This is a genomic window from Paenibacillus glycanilyticus NBRC 16618 (assembly GCF_004000805.1).
Lineage (GTDB): Bacteria > Bacillota > Bacilli > Paenibacillales > Paenibacillaceae > Pristimantibacillus > Pristimantibacillus glycanilyticus.
Genome location: NZ_BILY01000006.1, coordinates 159,863 through 173,341, shown reverse-complemented (window position 1 = coordinate 173,341; position 13,479 = coordinate 159,863). Strand labels below are relative to the sequence as shown.

12 protein-coding genes are annotated in these 13,479 nt (G+C 51.6%); 1 reads left to right on the top strand and 11 read right to left on the bottom strand.

Translation table 11 applies throughout. The annotated features are described in order from the left end of the window. Positions 1–20: 20 nt before the first annotated feature. Positions 21–1,415 (bottom strand): ABC transporter substrate-binding protein, encoded by a 1,395-nt coding sequence (locus tag PGL01S_RS06605; RefSeq protein ID WP_164775395.1) that lies wholly within the window; start codon positions 1,413–1,415, stop codon positions 21–23. Positions 1,416–1,586: 171 nt separating this feature from the next. On the opposite strand from PGL01S_RS06605, the gene PGL01S_RS30770 reads away from it, so the two are divergent. Beyond that, positions 1,587–1,742, top strand: coding sequence for a hypothetical protein (locus PGL01S_RS30770; RefSeq protein ID WP_164775394.1), 156 nt, complete (start codon positions 1,587–1,589; stop codon positions 1,740–1,742). Positions 1,743–1,801: 59 nt separating this feature from the next. Here PGL01S_RS30770 and PGL01S_RS06600 read toward each other — a convergent pair whose 3' ends face one another. The 10 genes from PGL01S_RS06600 to PGL01S_RS06560 form a co-directional block, all read right to left on the bottom strand. After that, on the bottom strand, positions 1,802–2,257 hold the full coding sequence (locus PGL01S_RS06600) for a DinB family protein (RefSeq protein ID WP_127492701.1): 456 nt from the start codon (positions 2,255–2,257) through the stop codon (positions 1,802–1,804). 29 nt (positions 2,258–2,286) lie between these two features. Further along, entirely contained in the window at positions 2,287–3,399 is a 1,113-nt protein-coding gene (msrA, locus tag PGL01S_RS06595; protein WP_127492699.1) for a peptide-methionine (S)-S-oxide reductase MsrA, read from the bottom strand. Beyond that, on the bottom strand, positions 3,396–3,542 hold the full coding sequence (locus PGL01S_RS30765; protein ID WP_164775393.1) for a hypothetical protein: 147 nt from the start codon (positions 3,540–3,542) through the stop codon (positions 3,396–3,398). The genes msrA and PGL01S_RS30765 overlap by 4 nt, the downstream gene beginning before the upstream one ends. Positions 3,543–3,562: 20 nt before the next feature. Next, positions 3,563–4,225 carry a response regulator gene (locus PGL01S_RS06590; protein WP_127492697.1) on the bottom strand — a complete coding sequence of 221 codons (663 nt, stop codon included), beginning with the start codon at positions 4,223–4,225 and terminating at the stop codon, positions 3,563–3,565. Next, entirely contained in the window at positions 4,222–5,448 is a 1,227-nt protein-coding gene (locus PGL01S_RS06585) for a sensor histidine kinase (RefSeq protein ID WP_127492695.1), read from the bottom strand. The genes PGL01S_RS06590 and PGL01S_RS06585 overlap by 4 nt, the downstream gene beginning before the upstream one ends. Before the next feature lie 158 nt (positions 5,449–5,606). Continuing rightward, positions 5,607–9,701, bottom strand: coding sequence for a galactose-binding domain-containing protein (locus tag PGL01S_RS06580; protein ID WP_127492693.1), 4,095 nt, complete (start codon positions 9,699–9,701; stop codon positions 5,607–5,609). 351 nt (positions 9,702–10,052) lie between these two features. Next, complete coding sequence (locus PGL01S_RS06575) at positions 10,053–10,334, bottom strand: lipid-A-disaccharide synthase N-terminal domain-containing protein (protein WP_164775392.1); 282 nt, start codon at positions 10,332–10,334, stop codon at positions 10,053–10,055. Between the two features lie 44 nt (positions 10,335–10,378). After that, complete coding sequence (locus PGL01S_RS06570) at positions 10,379–11,086, bottom strand: glycosyltransferase family 2 protein (RefSeq protein WP_127492689.1); 708 nt, start codon at positions 11,084–11,086, stop codon at positions 10,379–10,381. Then, positions 11,079–12,116, bottom strand: coding sequence for a GDP-mannose 4,6-dehydratase (locus PGL01S_RS06565; protein WP_127492687.1), 1,038 nt, complete (start codon positions 12,114–12,116; stop codon positions 11,079–11,081). Before PGL01S_RS06565 ends, PGL01S_RS06570 begins: the two co-directional genes overlap by 8 nt. Continuing rightward, a complete protein-coding gene (locus PGL01S_RS06560; RefSeq protein ID WP_127492685.1) occupies positions 12,113–13,471 on the bottom strand; it encodes a UDP-glucose dehydrogenase family protein in 1,359 nt (452 codons plus the stop codon). Before PGL01S_RS06560 ends, PGL01S_RS06565 begins: the two co-directional genes overlap by 4 nt. Positions 13,472–13,479: the final 8 nt, after the last annotated feature.

Here is a 13,479-nt window from a genome sequence, read left to right as displayed (position 1 = left end):
TTACACAGCCATTTGAATTGCTACTCGTTAAGCATTAAATTCACTTTATTCTGCACAAGCTTCGCAACTGACTCAGCCGATTTCTGGCCGCTGAAGAAAAACTCCGATTCTTTGTAAATCATCTGTTCCAAGTCCAAGTTTGATGGGGCGTAGTTCCAATGAACGGCGCCAGAAAGCGCACTCTTCAGCGAGTTCAGCCTATCTTTGCTAACGGTAATCTCTTCTTTCCCTTCCGTTGTTAGCTTGCCTGCTTGCGCCAGCTTTTGCGCCTGCAAATCATAGGCCTTCTGATTAATCGGGAAGCCTCGAATAACCGTCGAAGAGGAAGCTGACGCGGCTTCGTCTTCCATCAGGAATTGAAGCAAATCCCAAGCTGCTTGCTGATGAGCGGAATTCGCGTTAATGCCTACCGTCCCAAGCGTTGTGAAATAGCCGCCCGGGCCATTCTCGTGCGGATGAGGTTTCGTGTAGAGAGTTGGCACCCCCTCTATCGACGCGTTATATACATAATTTTCGAATGACTCAATGCGGGTATCGTAGAAGTAAGTATGCAGATCGCCTTTTGAAAAGGATTCTCTCCCTCCCCCATCCTTGATGATGTCAAAGAGAATGCCTTCTTCATTCATCTGTTTGATCTGGTTCATGTAGCTGATGAATAAAGCCGCGTCGAAGCTTTTCTTCCCCTTCTGCAGCTTGACCATTTGCGCGAAATTCTCGGTTGTCAGCTCGCTTAACATGTAAGATTGCGAACTGTAGAACACGGCGTCCGCGTTCCCCTTTTGCTTCAATTGCTTGGCCGTTGCGATAAAGTCCTCCCAGGACCAGTTGCTGTCGTCAATTGCCACGCCTGTCTTGCCAATAGCAGCCGCATCCCCCTGCAGGGCGTCCAGCGAAAAGTATAGCGGTATGCCGTACAGCCCGCCATCAAGCTTGGCGTTGTCCAATATATTCATGAAGTAGTTTTCCTTGTTGAACGAGGGCGTCGATTCGATGAGCTCGTCCAGATCCAGAAGCAGCTTCTTGCCGGTATACGACTCCTGCGGCAGGATATCGAGCTCCATGAGATCCGGACCCTTGCCGGCCAGAATCTCCGTGTTCATCGTGGTGATGTATTTCTCCTGCAGAGCCGTTACTTCGTCCAAATCCTTGCCGTAGGGGAGCGTCGTTCGGAGCTCGACCTCGACGTTCGGATGAAGCGATTCGTATTTCTTGACTGCGGTTTTCATCTGATCGCTTAGGAAATAAGTGGCAAACGTTAGCTTGACAGGGTCCGTGTCCGTCTTGCTGCCAGTCGGCTGCTGTGCGGATGTTGGACTTGCAGGAGCATCCGTCGCCCTGCCTTTCGTACCTTCATTGTTACTGCATGCGGAAAGCAGCAGCGTAACGCTCAAAACAATCCAAATCCGGTTCTTCACATTTCTTCCCCATTTCTGCATGGTATTTTATTTAGCTAATCATAATGGAAGGATGTGTCGAACGTTCGGACGGGGTATATCGTACTTGTTAACTTTTATCACTTGTTTAATCTCCTGCCGCCTAGGGTAAACACATAATAGAAGTTACAAAAAATTGAGGCGGTGATTCGAATGTCCGTTCAACAACATGATTATGAAGAACGCCATATCGAGAAAAGGCATGACCCGAGCCGTGTGGCAGCAACCTTTATCAAATACCTTGCTTATGTAATCATTACTTTCGGGGTGCTGTATTTCATTGCGAGATACCTTATACCGATGTTTTAAATGACGGCTTGATACGAACAAAAACCGCCCAATGATAGGCGGTTTTTGTTTTGTCTTTATTATTTCAGCGCGTTAAGCATGCCGTAAACGACGCCTTGGTGGTAAAACATATGCAAGGAGGTCGCGATAATGAGCTCGCCGATATTTTCGGCTTTCAGGAAGTTCTCCGGAACCAATTCGTCAAGTCGGTTTTCGAACGTCTCATGCATCGCTCTGCGGAGCTCCTTCAGCTGTGCGTACAGCACCTCCCATTGCGGCGGCTGCTCGTCCCAATCCGCAGGCTTCGTGCCGTAAGCGAACATGTTATCGTAGCTTCCCGGAAAAATCGGGGTTTCCTCCGCTAGACCAAACACGTGGAATTGCGTTACCGCAAGCACATGCCCCAAATGCCAATGAATATGATTTTTGAAGCCTTCAGGAATGACATCCCGTTTCTCCGGCGGACATTGTCCAAATACCTCAATTAATTGCTCAAGATGTTTATCAAATACATGTAACACAAATTCTTTTCTCATCTTAATCGCTCCTCCATTAAGGTTGTTTTTTATTTAAACAGGGAGGCATATTCCCCGTAGCCTTTTTGCTCCAACTCGGACTTCGGAATGAATTCCAGCGATGCGGAGTTTGTGCAGAATCGGAGCCCTGTTGGCGCCGGCCCGTCTTTGAACACATGGCCCAGAAAGGAATCCGCGGCGCGGCTTTTCACTTCAACCGCGGAATATAATCCGCCCGTTTCATGCAGCACGATGTTATTGGGCTCCAGCGGCTTTGTAAAGCTTGCCCAGCCCGTACCGGCATCGAATTGATCCTTGGAACTAAATAACGGTTCACCCGATACGATATCGACATAGATGCCTTCGTCCGTGTTATTCCAATACGGATTATCGAACGGAGGCTCATCCTGGCCGTTTTGCGTTACTGCGTATTGAAGCTCCGTTAACGTCTTCAGCTTTTCCGCTTTGTTGAATTCTTTCGCGTAGGGCTGCTTGGGGCTGATTTTCACTTCGCGGTCTTTGCCCCAGATCTGATCCAGCGATGAGTCGCGAGTGGAAAAAAGGGTATTCATCTTGAACATGTAAGGATGGTTCGCGTAATAGTCCTGATGCTCGGGCTCGGCTTTGTAAAAGGCCGCTGCCGCTTCGATTCTCGTTACGATCGGTTTATCGAACCGTTTGGAAGCCTCCACTTCCTTTTCGGATGCCTCAGCAGCCAGCCTCTGCTCCTCATTCATGTAAAAGATAGCCGATTGATACTCGTTTCCCCGATTTTCGAATTGACCCGTCGAGTCCGTTGGATCAACGTTTCGCCAGAACACTTGGAGAAGCTCGTCATACGAGATGATATGGGGGTTATAATACACCTCAACCGATTCAAGATGTCCCGTTGTTCCCAAGCTGACTTCTCCATAAGTCGGATTATCCGTATGTCCGCCCGTATAGCCGGAATCCACGCCCGTCACGCCCTCAAGCTTTTGGAAAACCTCCTCCATGTCCCAGAAGCAGCCCCCGGAAAATATCGCCTTCTCGTAAGTCGTATTCGCGTTTTCAACGATCGTTTTCTGAATATCCTGAGCCTCTGCTTTGCTAAAAGAACCTTTAAAGAAAAACACCGCGACAGCAAGTACGGCAATCGGAATCGCATACCTCATCAGCTTCATTGCCAACGCACCTCCTCTTCAACTTGTAAACCCATTTTAGCAAGAGGCCGTTGTCCATAAATCTGTGGAAAGTCATGATCTGGCAATAGAAAAGGCATCACTTCGGACAGCTGAAGCATGAATATTTTCATGCCCCGTGCCAAAAGTCATGCCTCCAGGGTTTTTATGAAAGATGACGAACCGCATAAATAGCAGCTTGCATCCGGTCGCGCAGCCCAAGCTTGGCGATCACATTGGATACGTGATTTTTTACCGTTCCCTCCGTCAGAAAAAGCGTGCCCGCGATTTCCTTATTGTTTAAACCTTGCCCCAATAAAGCCAGCACCTCTTTCTCGCGCTCCGTCAGCTGCTTCAATTCCGCTGGCTCTTGCGCGCCCAGAGGATGCGACTTCTCCGGGTTCAATTCGGTTATTTTGACAAACTCTTTGATCAGCATGGACGTAATATCGTGTTGCAGCACGGTACCGCCATTGTAGACGGTTCGGATGGCCCCGATGATCGCCTCGGAAGGCATGTCCTTCAACAGATAACCGTGAACGCCATTCTCAAGAACTTTGATAATTAATTCCGAATCATCGAAGGTCGTCAGGATCAGCACCTTCGTCTCGGGAAAATGCTTGCGTATTAACGCGGAGCCTTCGATTCCGTCCATTCCCGGCATTCGAATATCCATCAGCACCACATCCGGCCGCCATTCCGACACTTTAGCATAAGCATCCTGACCGTCCATCGCCGTTCCGACGACTTCCATGCCGGGTTCGAGGCCGATAATGGTTGCCAGCCCTTCTCTCATAATCCGTTGATCGTCCACAACAAGGACTTTCATCTATAACCACGCTCCATATCTGTCGCAGGATAAGGAAAACGAGCCTCCACGGCGAAGCCTGACGCAGGGTCTAATTGAAACCGCACCTGACCGTTCCACTCCTTCACGCGTTCCTGCAAATTGATTAATCCAAAGCCGGGCTTTAATTCACCGGGCATTTCTCCATCGTTGCGGATGGCAAGCGCAAAACCGCTCTCGGAATAAGATAATAAAATTTCGGCATGACTCGCATGTCCATGCTTCTGCGCGTTCGTCAGGGATTCCTGCACGATTCGGTAAGCCGTCAATTGGAGATTGCTTGGCAATGCAACGGGTGTCCCGTTCGATTGGAAGCTCGTGGACACGTTTGCGAATTTCGTAAACTCCCGAGAAAGTCTTTCCAGACTTTCGTTCAAGGAGGTCGACTGGATAGGCTCATCCCGGATAGCTCTGACGGAAAGGCGAACCTCCTGCAAAGAGGACCGAATCAACCCTTCGCTGTCCAAGTAAGCTTGGTCGCTGCGAGATGGGTCAACCTGGCTTAACTTGCGTGCCGCCTGCATCTGGACAAGCGCTGCCGTCAGCTTATGGCCAACCGTATCGTGAATTTCCCGCGCAATTCTCACTCTCTCCCGCGAAGCCGCCCATTCTTCGGCCTTGCTAGCGTAATCCTCCAGCTGCTCGTGCGATTGCTGGAGCTTTGCGTAAAGCTCCAGCGCTTCCCTGCGGGCACGCTGGTAGAAATGGATGAGCGCTTTTACAATGCATGCAAACACGATAAAGGAACAAGTGATGAAATAACTGTCCGCATCCAGCCGTTTATATAAATACCAATCGATGCTGCCCATCGTGGCCACGTAGAGCAGCAGCAGCACAAAGCCTGCGGCAATAAGAACGCGGGTGCTCCGGATAAACATCAGAATGGCTAAAGCGGTTATTCCGATAAACAGATGATTCGGGAAATTCCCGGCAATAAAGATGTATCCGTAAGAGGCTGATACCAAGAAATCGAGAATAAGAAGATAAATCAGCCAGTTGGGATTTTTGTTCGTATTGGAGTAAGACAGGTAGACCAGCAGAAATACCGCCGTTGAAAAGACGATAAAGCTAAGTCTCCAAAAAAGCGCGATGGAATGTTCAAAATAAAAAACACCCGATATGACAAGATCAAATACAAGCTTTACGCCAAAAAACCACTTCCAAAAACGTGGGGTTTGCCCAAACAGGTCCACGTCTTGAACCATTACTTTTGCTCCTCCTTCTCCTCCGCGAGAGCCGCACCGGCAAGTATTCTCAAATCATAGAACAGTGGAAAGGTTTTATCAAACTTCTTATATCAACTTAGCGCCGTAACACGGCAAAGAGACTGTCCCCAGGTGGGACAGTCTCCTTCTGATCATTCTTAATAGCCGTATACGTCAAAGCTCCAAAGCGAATAGCCCCACTGCGTGCCGCGCTCCGTTCCCAGCATGCGCACGTATCGGCCATTGCCGTTTACATTCTGGTCAAGGTCGGCGCCCGTCCCCGTCGTTGTGCTGTACAAATCCGTCCAGCTGTTGCCGTCCGCCGAGATTTGCAGCTTAAACGACTTGGCATAAGCGGTCTCCCATTTCAGCTTAATGTTGGTTACCGTGCGGCTTGCGCCAAGATCAACGGTAATCCACTGCGGATCGGTGCCGGTCACAGAACCCCAGCGCGTGCCGGGATCATTGTCCACGGCCGAAGCCGGGACAAACGGATCCTGGTAGGAAGAAGCGGTTGCCGTCTTGCCTACGGACAGTAGCGTTGCATTCGAGGAGGCTGCGGCATGACCGTAAACCTCAACCTCATACAGCGAATAGCCGTAAATCGTACCGCGCTCCGTCATAGCAATCCGGACGTAACGCCCGGTTCCGGTTGCGTTGAAGTCGTCAATACCGCCGTCACCGGTTGTTGTTGCATAAATATCGGACCAGCTGTTACCGTCAGCCGATACTTGAACCTTATACGATTTGCCGTATGCCGTCTCCCAGTTCAGCTTCACTCGGCTGAGCTGCTGCGAGGAGCCGAGGTCAATCGTTAAGGTCTGAGGATCGGCACCCGCAATGGATGCCCAACGGGTCTGCGCGTTGCCATCGACGGCATTCGATCCGGCAAAAGGAGCCTCGGTCGACGATACCGTTACCGTTTTGTTCAGCGCTACGTTGGTATCCGTGCCATTGTTGCCGCCATTGCCGTTATCACCGCCGCCGTTGTCTCCGCCGCTGCCGACCGGAGGCCAGCTATCGCCGGAATTGGTGTTCACCATCGGGTTCACCGATACAAGGGATTTCGCGGCTACAACCGCCGTTCCCGTTGTGCCGGCGGCATTTTTAAACGTTACCGTCACGGGGCTTGCCGTCGGGTTCCAGATTTGAGCGGTGTACGCATTGCCTTTCTTGTACACCGTAGCGCTCGTCCAGCCCGTTGCCCAGACCTCCTTCGTACGCGTGCCAAGCGTCTGCATGTTGTGAACGAACCAATACGTGTTAAAGATTTCGTTCTTCTGCATGTTGGTTGCGCTCCATTTGTTAATGACCGCCTGCGGATCGCTTAACGCCTGAATCGGCCACACGATATGATACCAATCCGTCTCCGGACCGCCGTTATCGGCTACAAAACCGCTGTACAGTCCTGCTGCTTTGCCCGGAACAAGGCTGTAGCTTGTCAAATATTCCGATGTCGGGAGCCAATGGATCCCGTACACGTATACCGGATCTCCGTTGAAGAAGGTGCCGAAGAAGTTGGATGCTCCGTACACTTGTCCTACCGTTTTGTGCGTATATTGCGGAATCCAGTTGTCGCCGTCATAGTTGAACCAATATTGCATCACCGCGTTAAGCTCCGTCGTGAAGCCGTAAATCGCGGCGTTGCGGAAAGCCGTATCGCCGTTCGTTAATGCCCACATGTATTGGCCAACCCATCCGAAGAGCGATTCGCCTGCCGCTTCCTGGTTGTTGCCGTTGTCGTTATCCGCGTAACCGCCTGCCCATGAATGGCCTTCATAAGGGTCAAAGCTGCGGAAGAACGGGAACATGGCATCCGTGCGCGAAGGGTTTGCGTAATCGCGGACGAGATGATCGATCATCGGACCGTATTGCGTCTTGAAATCATTGTCGAAGGTCGCAAGCACGGCAGATGCAAATACGTAGTAACCGTACGTGAAGTGATGGTCGGTAATGCCGTTATTCGCGCCGAACTCGCTGGACTTGTAATACGTTGTCCCCCAATCGGAGTTATAGTACAGGAAATAGTCCGGTTCGCCGTTCGTGTACGTATACCAGTCCGTCAGGATCGTCTTGATCCGCGACAGGAATTTATCCCGGTAAGCCGTCTCGCCAAGCTCATTAGCCGCAAGAACGCCCATGGCAAGCGGATGGAGCTTCTTGCCTTGCCAATAAGCGTCGGCAGCCATCAGGTTACTGGTTGTTTCTTCGTCCAGAGCCTTCAGGTAAGAGACCATCAGCGACTTGTCGTAAGCCGAATCCGTAGGCTCCGTGAACTGAGGCACGATGCCGTAGAAGCGGTCGACCGTCGTAAAGGTATTGCCTTCGCGCACTTTCAACGTACCGCGGACCGAAGGATAAGACAGTGCGGTAAGCGGTGTCGAAGACACCTTCCATTGATGCGGCAGAAGCGTTGTCAGCGCCTGATTCGAGAACCCGGTACGCTTCAGAGCCGTTGTCAGCGTGTAATCCGTTGTCACCTGCGAAGTCGATTCGTTATAGCTGTAATTCACTTTCGTGTCCGTTACGAAGGCATAAGCATGCTGGTAGTAGTAGTTTAGGTTTGAAGCGGACGGCAAAGCGGCAACCGACAGATAATTGCCTCCGCTGCCGAGCTGGATTTTGACCTTAGCCCCAACCTTCTTGAATACCGTTCCCGCCGGCGCAAAAATTCCGTAGTAACGCGTATAAGATGCGCCGCTGCCGTCCGTGTTCACCAGCTTCACGCCGATATGGTCGGCTGTCAGCGTAGCTCCTTCGGTCGTCAGGACGGAGTTGCCGTTGTCGTCGAACAGCTGCGTAATCAGCGAGGAATAAATCTCAACCGAGCTTGGATCGGCAAAGGTATTGTACACGTAAGGCGAGCCTTTGACGAAGGTCGATTTCATTTTGTCCGTGGCATCGTCGCTTACAACCGCGTCTACCGACCAGTCGCCGTAACCCGTCACGCGCGTTTGCAGCTTGGACGTGTTAATGCTGTTTGACATGACGTACAGATCGGGATTGCCGTCGGCATTTACCGCTCTGCCGTCCGAGGACAGCCAGCCCGCTCCCGGATTGAGGATGCCAAGCCCTTGCTGGAAGTACTTCGACTTGAGCGGCAGCGTTACGAGATAATCGCCGTATGGCTTGATCAGAATCGACTGCCACCAGTCATTCGAAGGGATCGGAGTCGAGATGTTCGACGTCTTGTTAGCCGGATATTTCGGCTGCGGCATATGAATATCGTTGGTCAGATAACTGCCGGAGCCCGACTGCACGGCTGTTGGCGTTGGCAGCGCCGGAATGGAATACGTCGGCTGCGGCTGGCCGGCGATATAATCGTAAACCTCGAATTCGAGAAGCGAATAGCCGAAGCTTGTCGCGCGGCCGATCCCGTTCATCCGAACGTAACGCCCGTTCGTATATAGCGGGATTTCCTGTTTGCCTCCCGCAAAGTGAAGCTCGCGATAGACGGTTGTCCATTGCGTGCCGTTATTCGATACTTGAACATCGTATGCCCGTCCGGCTGCCGCTTCCCAGTTGAGGACCACCCGGCCGATCTGATGGGCGGAGCCCAGATCGACATAGATCCATTCACTGTCGGTTGCGTTGGACGACCAGCGCGTAGCCGCATTGCCGTCAACCGCATTGGACGCAGCGGTTGAGCCCGGAGGCAAATAGGCGGAATTTTCAGTCGATGATACCGTTACCGGTTTGTTCAGCGCAACGTTAGGACCGTAATCCACCGGTGGGGCCGTAGAGCCGCCAGTCCCGTATACTTCGAATTCCAGAATGGAATAACCGTAAGCCGCAAGGGCACGCTGCGTGCCTAATACCCGTACGTAGCGGCCGGTTCCCGTTAACGCAAGGTCATCGGTGCCGCCGTCTCCCGTTGTTGTCGAGTAAACGTCGTTCCAGGTCGATTCATCGCTGGAAACCTGGATTTTGTAAGCTTTTGCATAAGCACCTTCCCATTGGATTTTCACGCGGTCAATCGTGGCGGTTGCGCCAAGATCGACATAAAGCCATTGCGGATCCACGCCCCATTGGCTTCCCCAGCGCGTGCCGGTAGAACCGTCCACCGCAAGATTCGCCGCGTTGCCTCCTTCCACGGAAGAGGCGTATGCCGTTTTATTCTGGGATAATAAATATGAGCCCGCCGCATGTACTTCACGGATAAATACGGACGATACAAGCGAGACCAGCATGACCGCGCATAGCGTCAAGACCAGCAGCTTTCTCGTCGCCCTTTCCCGATAAACCGTATACATTCGTCTATTTCCTCCCTAATTCGCAATAGTTGTTCATGGCCGTACTTGAGCTCTAGCCAATCGCGTGATTTGCCCCCTTCAGTCCTCCTTCCTCAATCAACGATTACTGGCAACGCTTTCATCGCCATGCACCGATTAGTATAATGCCGCAAGCGATAGGAAGAACATGCCAATATTTAGCGATTTATGCCAAGATATCTTGGGCTTGTCCTATCAATAAAGGTGATGTCCTATTTCACTTTCTGGAGCAGGTTAAGATCCCTCAAGGACTTTAACCTGCTCTATGCCGCCAATAAAAAAGCACTTAAGGTCCCCAAAGGGGCTTAAGTGCTTCTCCATTCAAAGCTTTAACTACATATCCACCGAATTGCTGTTCGCGGCCTGCACTTCGGACTTGCGGTTTAGCATAATGTTGCGGAAATAGATAAAAACGCTGGGCAATTGGCCCAGCAGAAAGACAGGATCCTTGCGGTATATCGCATAAATAGATAAGACCGCGCTGCCCAGGATGCTGTAGACCCAGAAGGATAGCGGAATGACGGTTTTTTTCGCTTTTTCGCTCGCCAGCCATTGGGTAATGAACCGCATCGTAAACATGATCTGCCCGATAAAGCCAAAAATTATCCATCCCATGTTGCCGGCCGACACATTGCCTATAATCGAATGCCACCACATAATTAATGGCCTTTGATCTGATAGCGAATGACCCGTTTGCGGAGCCAGCCAATGACGATCGCGTCCATAAGCCCCACGAAGGCTCTGTTAAATACGCCGTATTTGGATACGCCATGCTGTCTTTCCTGATGGGATACGGCTACCTCGATAACCTTAAAGCCGTTAATCTTCGCCAGAGTCGGGAGAAAACGATGCTGGCCCTCGTACAAATAATAGCTGTCCGCCACCTCACGCTTCATCAGCTTCATCGGACAGCCGGTATCGTAGATCTGATCGCCTGTCAGCCAGTTGCGGACGCCGTTGCCTACGCGGGAAGATACCTTCTTCACGACGGTGTCTCTGCGCCGCACACGCTTGCCGTTCACGAAATCCATATTCGGAATATAAGGCATCAGCTTGAAAATATCCCGCGGGTCCGTCTGCAGATCCGCGTCGATCAGCGCAACCAGCTCGCCGGCCGAGCCTTTGAGGCCGGCGTAGATCGCCGCGGTCTGACCGCAGTTTTTCTCGAAATGAATCACTCTCACATTGGAATCCTGCTCCGCCAGCTCATCGAGCAGCATCGCGCTGCGATCCTTGCTGCCGTCATTGACGAGGACGATTTCGTAGCTCTCTACTTTATCTTTAACCGCATTCGTAATCGCCTCGTGCAGCAGCTTAATATTTTCTTCTTCGTTATAGATTGGCGCAACGACCGATAACTTAACCATGTCTATTCCCCCTGTACCATGTAACAAACTTGTGTATTCCTTCAGCAAAATCGGTCTGCGGGTTGTAGCCGAACAGCTGATTCGCCTTGGATACGTCGGCATAGGTCTGCTCCACATCTCCCGGCTGGTTGGGCAATGTACGAATAAGGGCTCTTTTGCCAAACTCCTGTTCCAAGCTGGTAATCAAATCCCGGAGCGTGATGGTTCGGTTCGTGCCCAGATTCACAACCTCATAGAGATTTTCCATCCGTTCCACATACGACAAGGCGCCAAGAATACCCGCGATTATATCGCCGATATAGGTGTAGTCCCGCCTCGAGGAGCCATCACCGTACATCGTCAGCTCTTCGTCCTTGTCCAGCATCCCCGCGAATTTGTGAATGGCAAGGTCAGGCCGCTGCCGCTCTCCGTAAACCGTGAAGAAGCGCAGCATAATCGTATCAATATGATGAAGATGATGATACGTATGTCCCAGCACCTCGCAGGCTTTCTTGGTCGCCGCATAAGGCGAAATACTGTAATCCACGACATCTTCCTCGGAAAATGGCACCTTCCTGTTATTCCCGTACACGGACGAAGAAGAGGCGCAAAGCCATTTGCGCACGCCATGCTTACGCATCACCTCCAGGATATGAAGAGTTCCCTTCACATTCACATCCTCGTACAGAAGCGGATCCTCAATCGACGGCCGAACGCCGGCCATTGCCGCCAGGTGAATAACGGCGTCGATTCTCTCGCTGGCAAATACGGCTTCAAGCTCGTCCATGCTGCGGATATCCGCCATAACCAGCCGGTAACCATCCGATTCGACAACCGCCTGAAGCTTGGCCAAATCGCCATCCTTATCCCCCGAATAGGTGAAAGGAAAATCCGACCTTGTACTATTCAGGATATTCCTGATTTTGGTTTTATAGTCGTAGACGTCATTGAAATTATCGATATTGACGACACGATGGCCTTGAGCCAGCAGCTGCTCGCAAAGATGGGAGCCGATAAAACCCGCTCCTCCGGTTACGCAATACGTCTTCATTGTGCCTCCCGCAATGGATACCCGTGCTCGCTTGCGCCCACCGGGTAGTATTTGAACCATTGAAGGACGGAAGCGTCCCCCGCAAACATATTCCGCATATCAAAAAACGCGTTCCCTCGCATGCCGCGGGCGATTTTCTCCCAATTGGCAGCGCGGAACTGCTCCCATTCGGTCATCAGCACAATCGCGTCCGCCTGCTGCGAGCATTCCGCCTCGCTGCCGCAATATTGGATGCGGCCGTTCAAATCCGTCCAATAAAGCTTCGCCTGCTTCATCCCTTGCGGGCAATAGACCTTAACGGTAGCTCCTCTGCCGAGCAGTCCCTGAATAATCTCGTAGCTGGGGGAATAACGGATGTCATCCGTATCCGGCTTGAAGGTAAGCCCCCATACCGCAACGGTTCTTCCTTTCAAAGTCCCGTCAAAGGATAACGCCTCTTCGATCTTGCTCACCATCTTTGCCTTCTGCTTTTCATTGGCTGCTATGGCCGCACGCACGACGTACAGCTCCTCGCCGTTCTTCCTGCCGACATCCACGATTGCCTGCGTATCTTTCGGGAAGCAGCTGCCTCCATAACCGGGGCCTGCCTGCAGGAAATGCGGCGAAATTCTGTCATCCATGCCCATGCCCGTCGCAATGTCCTGAATTTTCGCGCCAACCTTTTCGGATAATAATGCCAATTCGTTAATAAAAGAAATTTTGACCGCCAGAAAGGAGTTTGACGCGTATTTAATCATCTCGGCAGTTTCCCGGTTCGTGAATAGAAACGGGACATCCTGCTCAAGATGAGTAGCGTAAACCTTCTTCAGCATTTGCACCGCCTCGTCGCTCTCCGCGCCGATCACAACCCGGGATGGAGACAACGAATCGCTGACGGCCTTGCCTTGTCTCAGGAATTCCGGATTAGAAGCGACGTGAGCCCGGTACGGGGTGCCTCTGAGCATACCGTCAAGATACATGGCAATGCTTCTGCTTGTTCCAACGGGCATCGTTGATTTGCTGACAATCACTTTATGACCGTTGATATGTTTGCCGATCTGCTGCACCACATCCCAGACATACGATAGGTCCGCGCTGCCGTCTTCCTTGGCGGGCGTTCCCACCGCAATGAACAGAACGTCGCTTGTCTGAACGACTTGCTGCGCGCTTGCCGTAAAGACGAGATTACCGGCGCGAAGACCGCTTTGGAGCAGCTCTTCGAGCCCTGGCTCGTAGATTGGAGAAATGCCCTGGTTCAGACGCTCGATTTTCTGTTCGTCTACGTCCATGCAGGTAACCCGGAAACCATAACTGGATAGCACGGCACCATGGACAAGCCCAACGTAACCCGTACCCATTACTCCTACGTTAACCATCGTTCCAC

Excerpts from the sequence above, each read along its gene's own strand:
- PGL01S_RS06590 (WP_127492697.1), bottom strand. The coding sequence starts at position 4,225 with ATGAAAGTCCTTGTTGTGGACGATCAACGGATTATGAGAGAAGGGCTG.
- PGL01S_RS06575 (WP_164775392.1), bottom strand. The coding sequence starts at position 10,334 with ATGGGATGGATAATTTTTGGCTTTATCGGGCAGATCATGTTTACGATG.
- PGL01S_RS06570 (WP_127492689.1), bottom strand. The coding sequence starts at position 11,086 with ATGGTTAAGTTATCGGTCGTTGCGCCAATCTATAACGAAGAAGAAAAT.
- PGL01S_RS06565 (WP_127492687.1), bottom strand. The coding sequence starts at position 12,116 with ATGAAGACGTATTGCGTAACCGGAGGAGCGGGTTTTATCGGCTCCCAT.
- msrA (WP_127492699.1), bottom strand. The coding sequence starts at position 3,399 with ATGAAGCTGATGAGGTATGCGATTCCGATTGCCGTACTTGCTGTCGCG.
- PGL01S_RS06585 (WP_127492695.1), bottom strand. The coding sequence starts at position 5,448 with ATGGTTCAAGACGTGGACCTGTTTGGGCAAACCCCACGTTTTTGGAAG.
- PGL01S_RS06600 (WP_127492701.1), bottom strand. The coding sequence starts at position 2,257 with ATGAGAAAAGAATTTGTGTTACATGTATTTGATAAACATCTTGAGCAA.
- PGL01S_RS06580 (WP_127492693.1), bottom strand. The coding sequence starts at position 9,701 with ATGTATACGGTTTATCGGGAAAGGGCGACGAGAAAGCTGCTGGTCTTG.
- PGL01S_RS30770 (WP_164775394.1), top strand. The coding sequence starts at position 1,587 with ATGTCCGTTCAACAACATGATTATGAAGAACGCCATATCGAGAAAAGG.
- PGL01S_RS06560 (WP_127492685.1), bottom strand. The coding sequence starts at position 13,471 with ATGGTTAACGTAGGAGTAATGGGTACGGGTTACGTTGGGCTTGTCCAT.